The following is a 16,426-nucleotide window of genomic DNA, read 5'->3' as shown; positions in this document are numbered from 1 at the left end:
GCGCCTCGCGCAGCGGGCCGGGTCGTCACCGCGAGGACGGACCCGTCGGCAAGGGCCGCAGCAGCATCGCCGCCAGCGCCATGGCACTGAAGGCGGCGCCGGCGAGGAACGTGCTGGCCGCGCCCCAGGTGTCCCAGAGCCAGCCGGCGACAAGGCTGGCGGCCAGCAGTGCGGCACCGGCGGCCAGGTTGAACATGCCGAAGGCCGTGCCGCGCAGGTGCGCCGGCGCTGCCTCGGCCACCATGGTGGCGAGCAGTCCCTGCGTCATCGCCATGTGCAGCCCCCACAGCGCAATGCCCAGCCAGAGCAGCGGCCCGGCGCCGGCGGCTGCGAGCAGCAGGTCGGCCAGCACCAGCACCGCCAGGCCGGCCGCCAGCAGGCGGCGATGGTCGATGCGGTCGGCGAGCCGGCCGAACGGATAGGCGCCGGCCGCAAACACGAGGTTCATCGCGATCAGCACCAGCGGCGCCCATGCCAGCGGCAGCCCACCCTGCTGCGCGCGCAGCACCAGGAAGGCTTCCGAGAAGCGGGCCAGCGTGAAGACCGCGCCGACGGCGACGACCCACCAGTAGCTGCCACCCAGCTGGCGCAGGTTGTCGCGCCGGATGGGATTGCGGCGGCGCACACCGGGCGGCGCGTCCGGTTCATGGACACCGATGGCCAGCAGGGCGACGCACAGCACGGCGGGGACCACGGCGACCCAGAAGACGGCGCGGATGTCGTCGGACCACAGCAGCATCAGCGCCACGGCCAGCAGGGGACCGAGGAATGCGCCGACAGTGTCGAGCGACTGGCGCAGGCCGAAGGCGGCACCGCGCATCGCGGCCGGCGCCAGGTCGGCCACGAGGGCGTCGCGCGGCGCACCGCGCAGGCCCTTGCCGAAGCGGTCGATCGCCCGGGCGGCCAGGACCATCCCCGCAGAACCCGCCAGCGCGAACAGGGGCTTGGAAAGGGCGCCCAGTCCGTAGCCCAGCAGGGCGAGCGGCTTGCGACGGCCCAGGTAGTCGGACAGCACGCCTGAGAACACCTTGGTGGCCAGCGCGAGCGACTCGGCGGCGCCTTCCACCAACCCGACCACCAGCATGCTGGCTCCCAGCGTGGTGACCAGGAAGACCGGCAGCAGGCTGTGGATCATCTCCGAGGAGACGTCCATCAGCAGGCTGACGAACCCCAGCGCCCAGATGCCGGCCGGCAGTCGCGGGCGGCTGGCCGGCGGGGCGGCCATGGGCCGGCTCAGGCGATCACGACCGGGTTGCCGTCGCCGCGCGGCGCGATGGTGCCGATCTCGTGGACCGACTCGCCCTGCGCGCGCAGCGTGCCGGCGACCGCCGCTGCTTCGGCCGCGTCCACGACCACGACCATCCCGATGCCGTTGTTGAAGGTGCGGTTCATCTCGTGATCGGAAATGCCGGCGGTGGCCTGCAGCCAGGCGAACAGCTCGGAGCGCGGCCAGCTGCCGGCCCTCAGGTGGGCGGCGGTGCCTTCGGGCAGCACGCGCGGAATGTTCTCCAGCAGCCCGCCGCCGGTGATGTGGGCCAGCGCCTTGATGCCGGCGTGCTGCGCCAGCGCCGCCAGCACCGGCTTGACGTACAGGCGGGTGGGGGCCATCACCGCTTCCCGGAACGGCCGGCCGTCCAGCGTGGCCGGCACCTGCGTGCCGGCCCGCTCGATGCACTTGCGCACCAGCGAGAAGCCGTTCGAGTGGGCGCCGCTGGACGCCAGCCCCAGCACCACGTCGCCGGGCGCCACGCCGGCGCCGCCCAGGATCTTCGACTTCTCCACCGCCCCGACGGCGAAGCCGGCCAGGTCGTACTCGCCCGGCGGGTACATGCCCGGCATCTCCGCCGTCTCGCCGCCGATCAGGGCGCAACCGGAGAGCTCGCAGCCGCGCGCGATGCCGCCCACCACGCGGGCGGCCGTGTCCACGTCCAGCTTGCCGCAGGCGAAATAGTCGAGGAAGAACAACGGCTCGGCGCCCTGCACCAGCACGTCGTTGACGCTCATGGCGACCAGGTCGATGCCCACCGTGTCGTGCATGCCCCACTCGAACGCCAGCTTGAGCTTGGTGCCGACGCCGTCGGTGCCGCTGACCAGCACCGGCTCGCGGTACCGCCTGGGCACCTCGAACAGCGCGCCGAAGCCGCCGATGCCCGCCATCACGCCTTCGCGCAGGGTGCGCCTGGCCAGCGGCTTGATGCGCTCGACCAGCGCGTCGCCGGCATCGATGTCCACGCCGGCGTCTTTGTACGAGAGGGGAGTCTGGCTCATGGGGGGAGGCGTTCGGGGGGCGCCCGATAGAATTCGCGTGATTTTACCGGCGGCCCCTTCCATGGCCGGCCGGCCGCAGCCCCTCGCCGATGCCCTTCACCCCCACGCAGAAACGCGCCGCCATCTGGGCGCTGATCGCGTTGCTGGCGGTGTGGGCGCTGCGGGCCCTGGGGCCGGTGCTCACCCCGTTCGTGGTCGGCGCGGTGCTGGCCTATGCACTGACCCCGCTGGTCGACCGCCTCGACGAGGCGGGCCGCGGCCGCGTGCCTCGCTTCGTCGCGGTGGTGCTGGTCGAACTGCTGTTCATCGTGGTGCTGGTGTCGCTGTTCCTGATGGTGGTGCCCATCCTGGCCAAGGAGATCCCGTTGATGCGCGAGCAGGTGCCGGTGCTGTTCAAGTGGCTGGACGGCAGCGTGCGGCCCTGGCTGGCGCAGTTCGGCATCGACGTCGCGCTCGACCTGCAGAGCCTCAAGACCCAGGTGCTGCGCTACCTGCAGGCCAATTACGAGGAGGCCGTGACCAGCCTGCTGTCCTCGCTGAAGATCGGCGGCAGCGTGGCCTTCGCGGTGGTCTTCAACGCGGTGCTGATCCCGGTCGCCCTGTTCTACCTGCTGCTGGACTGGGACCGCTTCGTGCACCGCGTGCTGGAACTGGTGCCGCCGCGCGTGCGGCCGGCGGTCGACTCCTTCACCCAGGAGGCCGACCAGGTGCTGGGTCAGTACCTGCGCGGCCAGCTGCTGGTGATGCTGACCATGGCGACCTTCTACTCCGCCGGGCTGGCCCTGTTCGGGCTGGACCTGGCGCTGCCGATCGGCCTGTTCACCGGGCTGGCGATGTTCGTGCCCTACCTGGGCTTCGGCATCGGGCTGGTGCTGGCCATCCTGGCCGGCCTGCTGCAGTTCGCCTCGGCCAAGGCGCTGGTGATGGTGGCCGTGGTGTACGGCTGCGGCCAGGTGATCGAGGGCTTCTTCTTCACGCCGCGGCTGGTGGGCGAGCGCATCGGCCTGCACCCGCTGGCAGTGATCTTCGCCCTGCTGGCCTTCGCCCAGCTGTTCGGCTTCCTCGGCGTGCTGGTGGCGCTGCCGGCCACCGCCCTGCTGCTGGTGGCCATCCGCCGCGTGCGCACCGGCTACATGGGCAGCCGCCTGTACCACGGATGAAGCAGCTGACGCTTCCCATCGCCATGGCCCGCGCACCCACGCTGGCCGGCTTCGACGCGGGGCCCAACGAGCCTGCGCTGGCGCACCTGAAGCTGTGGGCCGGCAGCCCGACGCGCTCGCCCGTGCCGACCTACCTGTGGGGTCCGCCCGCGAGCGGCAAGACCCACCTGCTCAAGGCGGTGCAGGAGGCCTTGCGCGAGCAGGGCGCCGCCACCGGCTGGCTGGATGCGTCGGTGCCGGAGCCGCCCGCCTTCGACGAGCGCTGGGCGGTGGTGCTGATGGACGACGTGCACCTGTACACCGCAGTCCAGCAGCACGCCGCGTTCAGCTGGTTCGTCAGCGCGCAGGCGCTGCAGCGCGGCGTGCTGGCGGCGGGGCTGCTGCCGCCGGCCGACCTGCGGCTGCGCGAGGACCTGCGCACCCGGCTCGGCTGGGGCCACGTGTTCCAGCTGCAGGTGCTGTCGGAGCCGGAGCGCCGCGCCGTGCTGCGCCGCGCCGCCGACGCGCGCGGCGTCTTCCTCTCCGACGAGGTGATGGATTTCATGCTCACCCGTTTCTCGCGCGACCTCGGCAGCCTCATGCAGCTGCTGGAGCAGCTCGACGCCTATGCGCTGCAGACGCAGCGCGCGATCACCATCCCACTGATCAAATCCATGCTGGAAAACGAGTGAAGGTCACGCTGTTCGACCTCGACCACACGCTGCTGCCGATCGACTCCGACTACGCCTGGGGCGAGTTCACCCAGGCGATCGGCTGGACCGATCCGGCCACCTTCAAGCAGCGCAACGACGCGTTCTACGAGCACTACAAGGCCGGGACGCTGGACGTGCACGACTACGTGCGCTTCGCCACCGAGGCGATCCGGCTCCAGGGCCGCCCGGCGGCCGAGCAGGCGCGGCGCCGCTTCATGCAGGAGGTGATCGCCCCGGCGATCCGTCCCGAGGCGCTGCAGCTGGTGCGCAGGCACCAGGACGCCGGCGAGCGGGTGCTGATCGTCACTGCCACCAACGAGTTCGTGACCGAGCCGATCGCGCAGGCGCTCGGTGTCGGCGAGCTCATTGCGGTGCGGCTGGCGCGCGGCCCCGACGGCTGGATCACCGGCGAGATCGACGGCGTGCCCTCGATGCGCGCCGGCAAGGTCGACCGGGTCGGCCAGTGGCTGGCGGCCCAGGGGCTGGCCTGGGACCAGGTCGAGACCACTTTCTACTCCGACTCCATGAACGACCTGCCGCTGCTGGAGCGCTGCGACCACCCGGTGGCCACCAATCCCGACGCCGTCCTGCGCAGCCTGGCCACCCAGCGCGGCTGGCGCATACTGGACCTGTTCCCTTCCCATCCATGATCAAGCAATTCATCGACCGCCTGCTGGGCGCCGGCGGCAACGGCCGCAAGCCGGGGTTCGGCAAGCGCCGGGAGATCGGCCCGCAGGAACACCACATCGATCCCTCGCTGGTGGACGAGCGCGCCGTCAACGTGGTGCGTGCGCTCAAGGACGCCGGCTTCGAGGCCTACGTCGTCGGCGGGGCGGTGCGCGACCTGCTGCTGGGCCTGCGGCCCAAGGATTTCGACGTCGCCACCAATGCCACGCCCGAGCAGGTCAAGGGGCTGTTCCGGCGCGCCTTCATCATCGGGCGGCGCTTCCGCATCGTGCACGTGGTCTACGGCCGCGGGCGCGAGCACGAGGTGATCGAGGTCTCCACCTTCCGCGCCTACCTGGACAACGCGGCGGCCGAGGCGGTGGCCGGCAACGAGAAGACCAGCCGGAGCGAGCTGGCCGGCCTCAAGCACGCGGTGGACGCCAGCGGCCGGGTGCTGCGCGACAACGTCTGGGGCCCGCAGGAGGAAGACGCCGCGCGGCGGGACTTCACGATCAACGCCATGTACTACGACCCGCAGACGCAGACGCTGGTCGACTACCACGGCGGCATGAAGGACGCGCGCAAGCTCACGCTGCGCATGATCGGCAACCCGGCCGCGCGCTACCGCGAGGACCCGGTGCGGGTGATCCGCGCGGTGCGCTTCGCCGCCAAGCTCCATCCGCTGGGGTTCAAGCTGGAGGCCAGGACGGCGGCGGCGCTGCGGCCCAGCCTGCCGCTGCTGGCCGACGTGCCGCAGAGCCGGCTGTTCGACGAGATGCTCAAGCTGCTGCAGACCGGCCATTCGGAGGCCACCGTCGAGCAGCTCAAGGCCCTCGACATGGCCAGCGGCATCTACCCGCTGCTGGACCTGGTGGTCGAGCGCGCCGACCAGGCCTTCGTCCGGTCGGCGCTGCAGGACACCGACCGCCGGGTGGCCGAGGGCAAGCCGGTCGCCCCCAGCTTCCTGCTGGCCTGCGTGCTGTGGTCCGACGTGCGCGACGGCTGGGCGCAGCGCCTGTCCCAGAAGCAGCATCCGTTCCCGGCGCTGCAGGGGGCCATCGACGACGTGTTCGACGCCCGCATCGGCGACGTGTCCGGCCGCGGCAAGCTGGGCGCCGACATGCGCGAGATCTGGATGATGCAGCCGCGCTTCGACAAGCGCGTGGGCAGCACGCCCTTCAGCCTGGTCGAACAGCCGCGCTTTCGCGCCGCCTTCGACTTCATGCGGCTGCGTGCCGACGCCGGCGAGGTCGACGTGGTGCTGGCCGACTGGTGGCAGGAATTCAGCCAGGCCGACGAGCACGCGCGCGAGGACCTGGTGGCGCAGGTGCGCGCCGAGCAGCAACAGAAGGGCGCACGCCGCGTGCGCGTGGTCAGGCCGCAGGAGAAGGCCTCGCCGGCGGAGCGCCCGGCCGCCGGGGCGCCGCTCGAGCCCGCCGCGGCGCAGGAGCCGGCCGAAGCGGACGGTGCCGGCGCCGATGCGGCGCGCAAGCGCCGCCGGCGCCGCCGCAAGCCGGCCGGCGCCGGCGCAGTGGGCGGCGGCGAGGCACCGCCGCCCTTCATCGCCGGCGATTGAGGCGGGCCGCCGGTGTGGCAGGGGGCCCGCGCTCAGCCATGAAGGAGCCGGTCACCGCCTACGTGGCGCTGGGCGCCAACCTGGGTGACCCGCGGGCCGCGGTGCTGGCCGCGCTGGATCGCCTGCAGGCACTGCCGCAGACCCGGCTCGCGGCCCGTTCCTCCCTCTACCGCACGGCGCCCGTGGGCGCCGCCGGGCCGGACTTCGTCAACGCCGTGGCGGCGCTGCGCACTTCGCTGTCGGCGCCCGACCTGCTGGCGGCCCTGCAGCGGCTGGAAGCCGAGGCCGGTCGCGAGCGCCCCTTCGCCAACGCGCCGCGCACGCTGGACCTGGACCTGCTGCTGTATGGCCAAGCGCGCATCGCGAGCCCTCGCCTGGTGGTGCCGCACCCGCGCATGCACGAGCGCGCGTTCGTGCTGGTGCCGCTGGCGGAGATCGCGCCGGCACTCGTTGCGCCGCAGGCGCTGGCGGCCCTTACCTCGCAGGTCATTGCCCGCATTCCCTGAGGCGGCGAGCATGGGGCCATCCCACGAAGGAGGTTTCCCATGAGCGACACCGGACTGATTGCACTGGCCTGCGGATTGATCATCGGCCTCGGGGCCATCGGCGCCTGCCTCGGCATCGGCAGCATGGGCGGGCGCTTCATCGAGGGCGCGGTGCGCCAGCCGGAGATGATGGAACCGCTGCAGGTCAAGATGTTCCTGCTGGCCGGGCTGATCGACGCCAACTTCCTGATCGGCGTCGGGGTGGCGATGATGTTCGTGTTCGCCAATCCCTTCGCCACCGGCTGAAGGACGCGCTGGGCAGCCGGTCGCGGCGGTCGGTGGCGGGCCATGCGCCGCCGTCCTACAGCGCGCCGGCGGCGGTCTTCCTAGAGTGGCCGCAAGGACCATTGCCATGAACAAGCCCGCTTCCGCCCCCGACGTGGTGCCGCCGCACGAGCGGCCGGACCCGAAGGACGAACCGGTGCCCGAAGGCACCAACGAAACCATCTCCCACCCCGACGAGCGGGCCGAGCAGCACCCTGCGCGCGAGGACCAGAAGCCGCGCGGCCCCTACGTCACCGGCAACACCTGAGGGCACGCCGCGGTGGCGCGGCCCCCGCGCGGCGCCGCCATCGGCGATGATGGCGGGACCTTCCGCCGACCCCGCCGCCCATGGCCTCCAGCCTGTTCCTCCTGCTGGACGACATCGCCACCCTGCTGGACGATGTGTCCGTACTGACCAAGGTCGCCGCCCGCAAGACCGCCGGCGTGCTGGGCGACGACCTGGCGCTCAATGCGCAGCAGGTCACGGGCCTGTCCGCCGAGCGCGAGTTGCCGGTGGTGTGGGCGGTGGCCAAGGGCTCGGCCCTCAACAAGCTGATCCTGGTGCCCGCCGCGCTCGTCGTGAGCGCGATCGCGCCGTGGGCGGTGCTGCCGCTGCTGATGCTGGGCGGCGCCTTCCTCTGCTTCGAGGGCGTGGAGAAACTCGCCCACCACGTCCTGCACCGCGAGGAGGACGACGCCCGGCACCGGGAGCTGGAACGCGCGCTCGCCGATCCGGCCGTCGACCTGGTGGCCGTGGAACAGGGCAAGATCCGCGGCGCGATCCGCACCGATTTCATCCTGTCGGCCGAAATCGTCGTCATTGCGCTGGGCACGGTGTCGCAGCAGCCGCTGCCGATGCGCATCGGGGTGCTGGTCGGCATCGCTGCGCTGATGACGGTGGGCGTGTACGGCCTCGTGGGCGGCATCGTGAAGCTCGACGACCTGGGGCTGTGGCTGGTTGCGCGCGGGCGCAGCTTGGCGACGGCGGTCGGGCGCGCCATCCTGCGCGCCACGCCCTGGCTGATGAGGGGCCTGTCGATCGCCGGCACCGCCGCCATGTTCCTGGTGGGCGGCGGCATCCTCACCCATGGGGTGCCGGCGCTGGCGCACGCCGTGGAAGACGCCGCGCACGGGTTGCCCGGCCCGGCGGCCACGCTGCTGCCGCTGCTCGCCCATGCGCTGGTCGGCATGGTGGCCGGCGCCATCGTGCTGGCGGTGGTGGAACTGGCCAGGCGAACCCGGGCGCGCCGCGCGCCGGCCTGAGTTCCTACAGCCGGCGGGGGCCGCGGCCGGCGCGGCAGGGTGGGTGGCGCGATTAGCTTGCGCGGGATGCTGCCCGGATGGATCGACCTGCTGCAGTGGCCCGCGATGGCGGCCAGCGTGGTGGCGGCCTGGCTGGTGGCCTCCAGCCGCCAGCGCCGGCGCAACGTCGGCTTCTGGGTGTTCCTGGCCAGCAACCTGCTGTGGGCGGCCTGGGGCTGGCACGCCGGGGCCTGGGCGCTGATCGCGCTGCAGGTGGCGCTCGCCGCGCTGAACATCCGCGGTGTCTTCAAGACCGAGCCGCCCGCACCGCCGGACCAGGCTCAGGCGTGAAGCCGCGCCGCCGCCTGCCTGAGCCGCAAATCGTGACAGTGACGGTCCTACAGGCCCTGCCGTTCTAAGCCCACTTCGACGGCAGGGAGGCGCCGCCTAATCTTGCGTCAGCCGGCGCGCCATGCCGGCGCGTTTCCAAGCATGTCAAGTTCAAGGAGTTCAACATGAGCGCAACCAAGACGACCCTCACGACCCTGGCGGCCGCGGCGGCACTGGCGTTCGGCGGCCTCGCCATCGCCCAGAGTTCGAGCAGTAGCACCAGCTCGCCCAGCGCCAGCGGCAGCGCCCCGGCGGCCGGCTCGCCGGCGCCGGGCACGAAGGACCCGGCCACCAGCTCGATGGGCGCTTCCGGCTCGAGCAGCACGCCGTCGACTTCCGGCTCGAGCAGCGCGCCGTCGACTTCCGGTTCGAGCAGCAGCGACACCAGCAGCAGCTCGCAGCCTTCGACCAGTTCGTCCAGTTCGTCCTCGCCGAGCAGCGGCACCTCGATGGGCGCGAGTGGCTCGACGTCCTCGTCCAGTTCCTCGGCGTCGCCGAGCACCGGTTCCAGTTCGGCGAGCTCGCCACCCGCCAGCGGCAGCGCTTCCGATACGTCGAGCAGCGGCAGCGGCAGCACCATGGGCGCGTCGGGCAGCACCAGTGGCAGCACCACGGACAGCTCCACCGACAGCCGTGCGGCCCGCGCCGACCGCAACTGACGCCGGTTCGCACCGGTGACCGGGCGGGCCTTGCGCCCGCCCTTTTCGTGGTCGCTGCGCCTTGAAGATCCCGCGCGAATTGCTGGCTCGTGACTGGCGCCCGCCAGGGGCGGGCCGCCCTGTGCGCGCGCTCATGCTGGTCCTCGGGCTGGCGCTGGCCGTGGGCTGGTTCGGCTGGCCGGGCGATCGCGATGCCCTCCGCGCCGGCCCGCCGGCGCCCGCAGCGGTGCCGGCCGCCGGGCGTGCATCCGCATCACCGCAGCCCGCTCCTGCCCGGCTTGTACAACCCGCACGCGCGCCGGAAGCCGCGCCGCCGGCACCGGCGCGCAAGCCTCGCCACGCCGACTTCCGCGCCCAGCGGCCGCCGCCCGTCGTGCGCGAGGTGGCCGACTGGGCCGTGGACTCGGGCGACCACGGCGTGCGCGCCTTCGCCATCGTCGACAAGAAGGACGCGCGCGTCTGGTTGTTCGACGACCGGGGCGTGCTGGTGCAGCAGGTCCCGGCCCTGCTCGGGGCCGCCGTGGGCGACGACCCGGTGCCCGGGATCGGCGAGAAGCCGCTGTCGCAGGTGCGCCCCGAGGAAAAGACCACGCCCGCCGGCCGTTTCGTGGCCGAGCCGGGCGTCAACAGCCACGGCGAGGACATCGTGTGGGTCTCCTACGACCTGGCCGTCTCCATGCACCGCGTGCGGCCGCTGGTCAAGGCGGAGCGGCGCCTGCAGCGCCTGGCCTCGCCCACCGCGCGCGACAACCGCATTTCCTTCGGCTGCATCAACCTGCCGGTGGCGTTCTACGAGAAGGTGTTCTCGCCCCTGGTTCGCAGCACCGGCGCCGTCATCTACGTGCTGCCCGAGACCCGCACCGCGCGCGAGCAGTTCCGCAGCTACCCGGTGCCCCGCAGTCCCGCCGCGCCGTCGGCGTGAAATAAGCCACGCGTCCCGCCTGCCGTCGACGCCACGCGCGTCGCTGCGGCCGAGCTTGCCCTGGCGTGGCTAGCATGTCCCTCTGTTGAGCTGCACGGCGGCTCGCGACAAGCGCCCCGCACACGGGGCCGATGGGGACTCGACACATGCATTGGAGAGGCAAGGCGGCGGCGCTGTGCGCCGCCTGGGCGCTCGCCTGCGCCGCCGCGGCGGCGGGGCCGGGCGCCGGCGCAGGACTGCCGGGACCGGCCGGCGGGGCCCGCGAGGTCGTGGAGTGGGTGATCGCCAGCGGCGATGCGCAGGGCCACCCGTTCGTGGTCGTCGACAAGAAGCAGGCGCGGCTGTATGCGTTCGCCCCCGACGGGCGCCTGCTGGCGGCCACCGACGTGCTGCTGGGCTCGGCGCGGGGCGACCACAGCGTGCCCGGGGTCGGCGATCGCGCCCAGACCGGCACCCTCGCGCCGCAGGAGCGCACGACGCCGGCCGGGCGCTTCCTCACGGAGCCGGGCCGCAACCTCGATGGCGAACCCGTGATCTGGTTCGACTACGACGCGGCGCTGGCGATCCACCGGCTGCGGCCGGGCCGGTCGCAGCCCCTGCGGGCCGCGCGCCTGGCGTCCTCCGCTCCCGACGAGCGGCGGCTGTCGCTGGGCTGCGTGGTGGTGCCGGTGCCGTTCTACCTGGAGGTGATCGAGCCCCTGCTGGGCCGCACCACGGGGGTGGTCTACGTGCTGCCCGAAACGCAGGAGGCGCTCGCCCCGTTCATGCCGGCGTAGCGCGCCGGCACCGGCGGGAATCGCTCGCCGGACGGGAAGGCGCGCGAGGCGGCTTCCCGTTCACGTCACCTGCCAGTGGTTCTCCGCGACCACGCAGCCGCTGATGCGCCAGCTCCGGTCGGGCTGCTGCTCCAGCGCGAACAGGGCGAGCCAGGACTTGTCGTCGTCGTCCTTGATCTCCACCAGCTGCAGCACGCCGCCGTCTTCCTGCTCCGGCTTGTGGAAGTTCACCGAAGCCGGCCGGTAGACCATCGGGTAGGCGCCGCGCACCATCGCCAGGAAACGGTTCGAGCTGCCGATGGCGGCGCGCACTTCGGGAGTGGCCGTCTCGAACGCCTTGTCGGCATCGTCCACGGCCAGCGCGGAGAGCTGCGCCACGATCACTTCGCGCACCTTCTGCGCCTCGGGCTCGGACAGCGTTTCGGCGGTGGCGCGCAGGTGCAGGCCGAAGGCCGCCAGCGCCAGGGCGGCCATCAGGAGGATGCGGTGGGAATGCCTGTTCATCGTGCGACTCCGCGGGGGCTGTGCGTCCAGAGTAGGAAGGCGCCCGGCCGCGGGCTGTAGGCGCAGGGCGCTGCGGGCCGTGGCGCAATGGCGTGAGCCTGCGTGCGCCGTTTCGGCTCGGCGCGCGGGCAGCAGGCAGGGAAGGGACGACAGGGACCACCGCCGCAGGCGGATGGCCCGCCGGACCCGCTGGACAATGTTCGTTCGTTTCGCTGGCGCGCGGAAGTCCGATACCTGTCTCGTGGCGCGGCGCCCGGGGGCACGGCCGCAGTCTGGACAAGGCGGCGGCGGGCGCACGCAAGCGGGTTGCCCGCGCGGCTGTAGGCGCGCGCCCGGATCGCGCGCCCTCCGCCCGCCTACCGGGCGCTGCTGCTGCGCCGCTTCATGCGTTCGACGATGCCCTCGCGGGTGGCGCGGATCTCGGACGCGAAGGGGTTGCCGGGGTCGGCCGCGGCGGCGTCGATCAGCGCCAGCGCCTCGCTCTGCCGGCCGAGGTCGGACAGGACCTGGGCCAGGTTGTTGGCCACGATGGCCGAGCGCGGGTGGCGCTGCCGGGCCTGGCGCAGGACGCTCTCGGCTTCGCCGAGCGCGCCGCGGGCATGCAGCTGGTTGGCCAGCCCGACGGCGGCGGCCAGGTTGTCGGGCCAGCGCTGCAGCGCGGTGCCGAACGCGGTGGCCACGGCTTCGGCGGGCGCCACCCTCGCCATCGCGAGCACCGCGTTCAGCCACGCGTCCTCGGTGGCGGTGGCCGGGATCCGGTCCGGTGGCGTGGCCACCATCGCCCAGTAGCCGCTCGCCATCCAGCTGCGCTCGAAGGCGGTGAAGGGCATCTCCAGCCGCGCCGTCGTGCCCGAGCGCAGGTAGACGGTGCCGCTGGGGTAGTCGAAGCCGTTGACCACGGCGTAGTGCCACTGCCGGCCCAGCACGCCCACGTCCTGCAGCACCAGGACCGGATGGCCGGCGGCGACTTCGCGCAGCAGGTCGCCGTAGCGCGGCGCGAGCACGTACGACACCCGTCCGTAGCGGCGCGCGGCAGCCAGCATCTCCAGCTGCAGGCTGCCGCGCCGCTCGGGGATGTAGACCTGGCCGACCAGCGGCTCGGGCGTCACCGGGGTGCCGGTGAAGGCCAGCACGGTGGCCAGAGCCGCGGGCCCGCACTGGTACTCGTCCTGGGGGAAGAAGGGCACGCCGTCGATGGAAGCGCTCTGCGGCACCCCGGCCGGCCAGCCGCTGCGCAGCGCGACGGTCTGCGGCACCATCTGCGCGCAGCCCGCGAGCACGATCGCGAGGCCCGCCGCGAACGCGCGCAGGCCCGCACAAGCGGAAGCCCGCGCGAGGCGGGCTCCGGTGCCGATCATGCCGGTCATCCGGCCCGGCCGTCCGCCATCAGCGGCGGTACGCGAAGTACCAGATCGCGGCGGCGATCACCAGGACGGCGAGCACGGTGCCCCCGTCGGCGCCGGCGGGCGCCTGGCGGACGTCGGCGGCCAGCTGCGCCACCTCCTGGTCGCTCATCGCGGCCACGCGGTCGCGCGCCTGCAGCGGATCCACGCCCAGCGCCTCCAGCTGCGAGGCCGTGTCGGCGCGGGCCAGCACCTCGAGCACCGCGGCGCGATCGGCCTGCGCAGTCGCCGGCGCCGCCTGGTCGGCGCCGATCAGGCCGGCGCTCGCCGTCTGGAAGGACAGCGCGAACATCGAGACGATCAGGGCGCGGCAGGTCATCTTCTTCAGGTTCATCTTCGGGCTCCTTGTCGGTTGCGGGACGGGACGCGCGCCGGCTTGCGGCCGCGGCGCGAGGCCAATATACGCGCGCCAGTCATCCCTGTGTGGACTGGACGCCACGGATGAGCAGCCCGCCCCGGCCCCGGCCATCCCCGGGCCGCAAGTGCCTGCTACTCGTCGTCGCCGCCCAGCACCGAGCCGAGCAGGCCGCCGGCGCCGAAGCCGCCCAGCACCGAGCCTTCCTCGCGTGCGCCGCCGCGCTGGGGCGCCGCCGCGAACACGCGCGAGGCCAGGCGCGAGAACGGCAGGCTTTGCAGCCACACCGTGCCGGGCCCGGCCATGCGGGCGAAGAACAGGCCTTCGCCGCCGAACAGGGCGGTCCTGACCTTGCCCACGAACTGGATGTCGAACGCGACGCCGGCCGTGTACGCGACCACGCAGCCGGTGTCCACCAGCAGCGACTCGCCCGCCTTCAGCTCGCGCCGGACCACGGTGCCGCCCGCATGCACGAAGGCCAGGCCGTCGCCTTCGAGCTTCTGCATGATGAAGCCCTCGCCGCCGAAGAAGCCGGTGGACAGCTTGCGCTGCAGCGCGATGCCCAGCGACACGCCGCGCGCCGCGCACAGGAAGGCGTCCTTCTGGCAGACCAGGGTGCCGCCCGTCTGGCGCAGGTCCATCGGCAGGATCTTGCCGGGGTAGGGCGCGGCGAAGGCCACGCGCTGCTTGCCCTGCGCGTTGTTGCTGTAGATGGTGGTGAACAGGGACTCGCCCGTCACCAGCCGCTTGCCGGCCCCCAGCAGCTTGCCGAACAGGCCGCCCTGCTGGGCGCTGCCGTCGCCGAACACCGTGTCCATGGCGATGCCGGCGTCCATGAACATCATGCTGCCGGCCTCGCCGATGGCCGCCTCGCCGGGATCGAGCTCGATCTCGACGAACTGCATTTCCGATCCGCGGATCTCGTAGTCGATCACGTCCATTGCCATGTGCCTGCTTCCTTGCCGTCGGCGCTGAAAAGGTATCGCCGGATGGTAGCGAACCGCGGCTGGGCCAGAATGGCCCCATGGACAGCACGCCCGACTTCTCCCGCGGTTGCGCCTGGCAGCGCGGCCAGTACCTGCCGGTCGACCAGGCCTCGATCCCGATCACCGACTGGGGCTTCCTGCGATCGGACGCCACCTACGACGTGGTGACCGTGTGGCAGGGCGCCTTCTTCCGGCTCGACGCCCACCTGGACCGCTTCTTCGAGAGCTGCCGCCGCTTCCGGCTCGACCCGGGCCGCCCGCGCGGCGAGGTGGCGCAGATCCTGGCCGGTTGCGTGCGCCGCGCGGGGCTGCGCGAGTCCTACGTGGAAATGATCGTCACCCGCGGCCAGCCGCCCTGGGGCTCGCGCGACCCGCGCCAGGCCGTCAACCAGTTCCACGCCTTTGCCGTGCCCTACGTGTGGATCGCCAACGAGGAGCAGCGCCGGCGCGGCCTGGACGTGGTGGTGAGCGACGTGCAGCGCATCCCGCCGTCCAGCGTGGACCCGCGCGCCAAGAACTACCACTGGAACGACCTGACGATGGGCCTGCTGGGCGCGCTGGACGCGGGCGGCGACACGGTGCTGCTGTCGGATGCCGCCGGCCACGTGGTGGAGGGTCCCGGCTTCAACGTGTTCGCGGTGATCGACGGCGGGCTCGTCACCCCGGCCGAAGGCGTGCTCGAGGGCATCACCCGGCGCACCGTGATCGAGCTGGCCCGCTCGCTCGCCATTCCGGTGTCGCTGCGCGCGCTGCCCGCCGCCGAACTGCGCGGCGCGCAGGAGGCCTTCCTCAGCAGCTCGGGCGGCGGCGTACTGCCGGTCACCCGCGTCGACGGCCAGCCGGTGGGCGACGGCGCGCCGGGGCCGGTCACCCGGCGCCTGGTGCAGGCCTACTGGGACCTGCACCGGGACCCGCGCTACAGCACGCCGGTCGAATACTGAAGGGGCGGGGCGCACCCCGCTGCGCTGCGCGCCCTCATTCGCCGGGTCCGCCCTCGCGCCGGATGGTTTCCCGGTCGCGGTGCTCGCGCCGGTCGAGCTTGCCCAGCTTGCTGTCCAGCAGCTTGATCAGGCGCTGGGTGGCGCCGCGGAAGGCTTCGTCCTGCGACGGCGCGTGATGCGTGGCCGCGACCGGCTCGGTGCCGGCCAGGCGGGCCTCCAGCATGCAGCGCTTGTCGTGCGGGCCGCTCTTGGCGCTGTTGGTGTCGCTCAGCTGGACCTCGATGCGGGTGATGTCCTCGCCGAACCGTGCCAGCGCGTCGTTGAGGAAGCCGGAGGCCCAGCGCTCGAGGCTGTCCGTGTTCTCGATGCCATTGCTGGTGTTCACCAGGACCTGCATGGGCGCGTCCTTTCATGCTTGTGCTGCAGCCCCCAGTGTGGCCACGCGCTCCCCGAAGGGGTGTAGGACAAGGCAGGCTGCTGGCCCGGCGTCAGACTTCGCCGCCGAACCTGCGGGCCAGGTTGGCGAGGTATTTCTCGACCAGCTTCTCGAACTCGGACTCGACCACCGGCGCCACCACCAGCTTCATCAGCGCGGGCAGCGGCACGGTGAGCTCGCCATCGATCTTCAGCTCGATGTGGGTGGAACCCTTGCGCCCGGTGATCTTCCAGCCGCCACCCACCTGCGCGTTGCCGATGCCCGGCACCGGCTTCCACGTCACGGTGCCCCTGGCCCTGCTGGCGCTGTAGCGGCTGGCGTAGACGGTCTGGATGTTGACCTGCGGGGTGCCCACCTTGTCCATCTCCCACTGGTACACGCCGTCGCCCAGGTCGGTGAGCTTGCGCACCTTGGGGAAGAACGACACCGACGCCGGCACGTCCGAGAGCAGTTCGAAGACTTCGGCCGCCGGGGCCTTGACCTCGAGCTCGTAGCCCATGTGGACGGGAACGGTGATCGCCATGGGCGCCTCCTGTTGTGCTGTCCCGGCCGATTCTGCCAGCCGCCGGCGCACGCCCGCGCCCCGGTGTTTAGCCCAACCGTGATTCCCTGTCGCGGCCGCCGGGATTTTGCCGATGGTG

Annotated in this window: 21 protein-coding genes; 12 read left to right on the top strand and 9 right to left on the bottom strand. The window is 72.5% G+C overall.

Features of this window, described 5'->3' with window-relative positions:
- Window positions 1-25: 25 nt before the first annotated feature.
- On the bottom strand, window positions 26-1,225 hold the full coding sequence (locus V6M57_RS08380) for an MFS transporter (RefSeq protein WP_332814530.1): 1,200 nt from the start codon (window positions 1,223-1,225) through the stop codon (window positions 26-28).
- 8 nt (window positions 1,226-1,233) lie between these two features.
- Window positions 1,234-2,268 (bottom strand): phosphoribosylformylglycinamidine cyclo-ligase, encoded by a 1,035-nt coding sequence (gene purM, locus V6M57_RS08375; RefSeq protein ID WP_332814529.1) that lies wholly within the window; start codon window positions 2,266-2,268, stop codon window positions 1,234-1,236.
- Between the two features lie 89 nt (window positions 2,269-2,357).
- Here purM and V6M57_RS08370 point away from each other — a divergent pair, with 89 nt between their 5' ends.
- The 9 genes from V6M57_RS08370 (at window position 2,358) to V6M57_RS08330 (ending at window position 8,764) form a co-directional block, all read left to right on the top strand.
- The gene (locus tag V6M57_RS08370; protein WP_332814528.1) at window positions 2,358-3,428 is read left to right on the top strand and encodes an AI-2E family transporter; all 1,071 of its coding nucleotides are present in this window, start codon (window positions 2,358-2,360) and stop codon (window positions 3,426-3,428) included.
- On the top strand, window positions 3,425-4,099 hold the full coding sequence (gene hda, locus V6M57_RS08365) for a DnaA regulatory inactivator Hda (protein ID WP_332814527.1): 675 nt from the start codon (window positions 3,425-3,427) through the stop codon (window positions 4,097-4,099). The genes V6M57_RS08370 and hda overlap by 4 nt, the downstream gene beginning before the upstream one ends.
- Window positions 4,096-4,770 (top strand): HAD family hydrolase, encoded by a 675-nt coding sequence (locus tag V6M57_RS08360; protein ID WP_332814526.1) that lies wholly within the window; start codon window positions 4,096-4,098, stop codon window positions 4,768-4,770. Before hda ends, V6M57_RS08360 begins: the two co-directional genes overlap by 4 nt.
- Window positions 4,767-6,362, top strand: a complete 1,596-nt coding sequence (gene pcnB, locus V6M57_RS08355) for a polynucleotide adenylyltransferase PcnB (RefSeq protein WP_332814525.1) — start codon at window positions 4,767-4,769, stop codon at window positions 6,360-6,362. The genes V6M57_RS08360 and pcnB overlap by 4 nt, the downstream gene beginning before the upstream one ends.
- Before the next feature lie 38 nt (window positions 6,363-6,400).
- Window positions 6,401-6,868, top strand: coding sequence for a 2-amino-4-hydroxy-6-hydroxymethyldihydropteridine diphosphokinase (gene folK, locus V6M57_RS08350; protein WP_332814524.1), 468 nt, complete (start codon window positions 6,401-6,403; stop codon window positions 6,866-6,868).
- Window positions 6,869-6,907: 39 nt separating this feature from the next.
- Window positions 6,908-7,153 carry a F0F1 ATP synthase subunit C gene (gene atpE, locus V6M57_RS08345; RefSeq protein ID WP_332814523.1) on the top strand — a complete coding sequence of 82 codons (246 nt, stop codon included), beginning with the start codon at window positions 6,908-6,910 and terminating at the stop codon, window positions 7,151-7,153.
- A gap of 106 nt (window positions 7,154-7,259) precedes the next feature.
- Window positions 7,260-7,439 (top strand): hypothetical protein, encoded by a 180-nt coding sequence (locus V6M57_RS08340; protein WP_332814522.1) that lies wholly within the window; start codon window positions 7,260-7,262, stop codon window positions 7,437-7,439.
- Window positions 7,440-7,519: 80 nt separating this feature from the next.
- Window positions 7,520-8,434 carry a DUF808 domain-containing protein gene (locus V6M57_RS08335; protein ID WP_332814521.1) on the top strand — a complete coding sequence of 305 codons (915 nt, stop codon included), beginning with the start codon at window positions 7,520-7,522 and terminating at the stop codon, window positions 8,432-8,434.
- 66 nt (window positions 8,435-8,500) lie between these two features.
- A complete protein-coding gene (locus V6M57_RS08330; RefSeq protein WP_332814520.1) occupies window positions 8,501-8,764 on the top strand; it encodes a hypothetical protein in 264 nt (87 codons plus the stop codon).
- Window positions 8,765-8,828: 64 nt separating this feature from the next.
- Here the strand turns inward: V6M57_RS08330 and V6M57_RS08325 are convergent, their stop codons facing one another.
- Window positions 8,829-9,416 carry a hypothetical protein gene (locus V6M57_RS08325; RefSeq protein ID WP_332814519.1) on the bottom strand — a complete coding sequence of 196 codons (588 nt, stop codon included), beginning with the start codon at window positions 9,414-9,416 and terminating at the stop codon, window positions 8,829-8,831.
- A gap of 179 nt (window positions 9,417-9,595) precedes the next feature.
- Between V6M57_RS08325 and V6M57_RS08320 the strand changes: the two genes are divergently transcribed.
- The gene (locus V6M57_RS08320; protein ID WP_332814518.1) at window positions 9,596-10,384 is read left to right on the top strand and encodes a hypothetical protein; all 789 of its coding nucleotides are present in this window, start codon (window positions 9,596-9,598) and stop codon (window positions 10,382-10,384) included.
- Window positions 10,385-10,530: 146 nt separating this feature from the next.
- A complete protein-coding gene (locus tag V6M57_RS08315; protein ID WP_332814517.1) occupies window positions 10,531-11,160 on the top strand; it encodes a L,D-transpeptidase in 630 nt (209 codons plus the stop codon).
- Window positions 11,161-11,220: 60 nt separating this feature from the next.
- Here V6M57_RS08315 and V6M57_RS08310 read toward each other — a convergent pair whose 3' ends face one another.
- From V6M57_RS08310 to V6M57_RS08295, 4 genes are all read right to left on the bottom strand, one after another.
- A complete protein-coding gene (locus V6M57_RS08310; RefSeq protein ID WP_332814516.1) occupies window positions 11,221-11,664 on the bottom strand; it encodes a DUF4864 domain-containing protein in 444 nt (147 codons plus the stop codon).
- 356 nt (window positions 11,665-12,020) lie between these two features.
- A complete protein-coding gene (locus V6M57_RS08305) occupies window positions 12,021-13,022 on the bottom strand; it encodes a PA2778 family cysteine peptidase (protein WP_332814515.1) in 1,002 nt (333 codons plus the stop codon).
- A 28-nt stretch (window positions 13,023-13,050) separates the two neighbouring features.
- Window positions 13,051-13,401 carry a PA2779 family protein gene (locus tag V6M57_RS08300; RefSeq protein WP_332814514.1) on the bottom strand — a complete coding sequence of 117 codons (351 nt, stop codon included), beginning with the start codon at window positions 13,399-13,401 and terminating at the stop codon, window positions 13,051-13,053.
- Between the two features lie 155 nt (window positions 13,402-13,556).
- Window positions 13,557-14,369 (bottom strand): TIGR00266 family protein, encoded by an 813-nt coding sequence (locus V6M57_RS08295; RefSeq protein ID WP_332814513.1) that lies wholly within the window; start codon window positions 14,367-14,369, stop codon window positions 13,557-13,559.
- A 77-nt stretch (window positions 14,370-14,446) separates the two neighbouring features.
- Between V6M57_RS08295 and V6M57_RS08290 the strand changes: the two genes are divergently transcribed.
- Entirely contained in the window at window positions 14,447-15,349 is a 903-nt protein-coding gene (locus tag V6M57_RS08290; protein ID WP_332814512.1) for an aminotransferase class IV, read from the top strand.
- Between the two features lie 34 nt (window positions 15,350-15,383).
- On the opposite strand, the gene V6M57_RS08285 is transcribed toward V6M57_RS08290, so the two are convergent.
- Together V6M57_RS08285 and V6M57_RS08280 are read right to left on the bottom strand one after the other, a co-directional pair.
- Window positions 15,384-15,746, bottom strand: a complete 363-nt coding sequence (locus V6M57_RS08285; protein ID WP_332814511.1) for an HPF/RaiA family ribosome-associated protein — start codon at window positions 15,744-15,746, stop codon at window positions 15,384-15,386.
- A 91-nt stretch (window positions 15,747-15,837) separates the two neighbouring features.
- Window positions 15,838-16,308: an SRPBCC family protein gene (locus tag V6M57_RS08280; RefSeq protein WP_332814510.1), complete on the bottom strand. Its 471-nt coding sequence runs from the start codon at window positions 16,306-16,308 to the stop codon at window positions 15,838-15,840.
- Window positions 16,309-16,426: the final 118 nt, after the last annotated feature.

Source organism: Ramlibacter sp. (assembly GCF_036676645.1).
Taxonomy (GTDB): Bacteria; Pseudomonadota; Gammaproteobacteria; order Burkholderiales; family Burkholderiaceae_C; genus Ramlibacter.
This window is presented reverse-complemented; position numbering and strand designations above follow the sequence as displayed.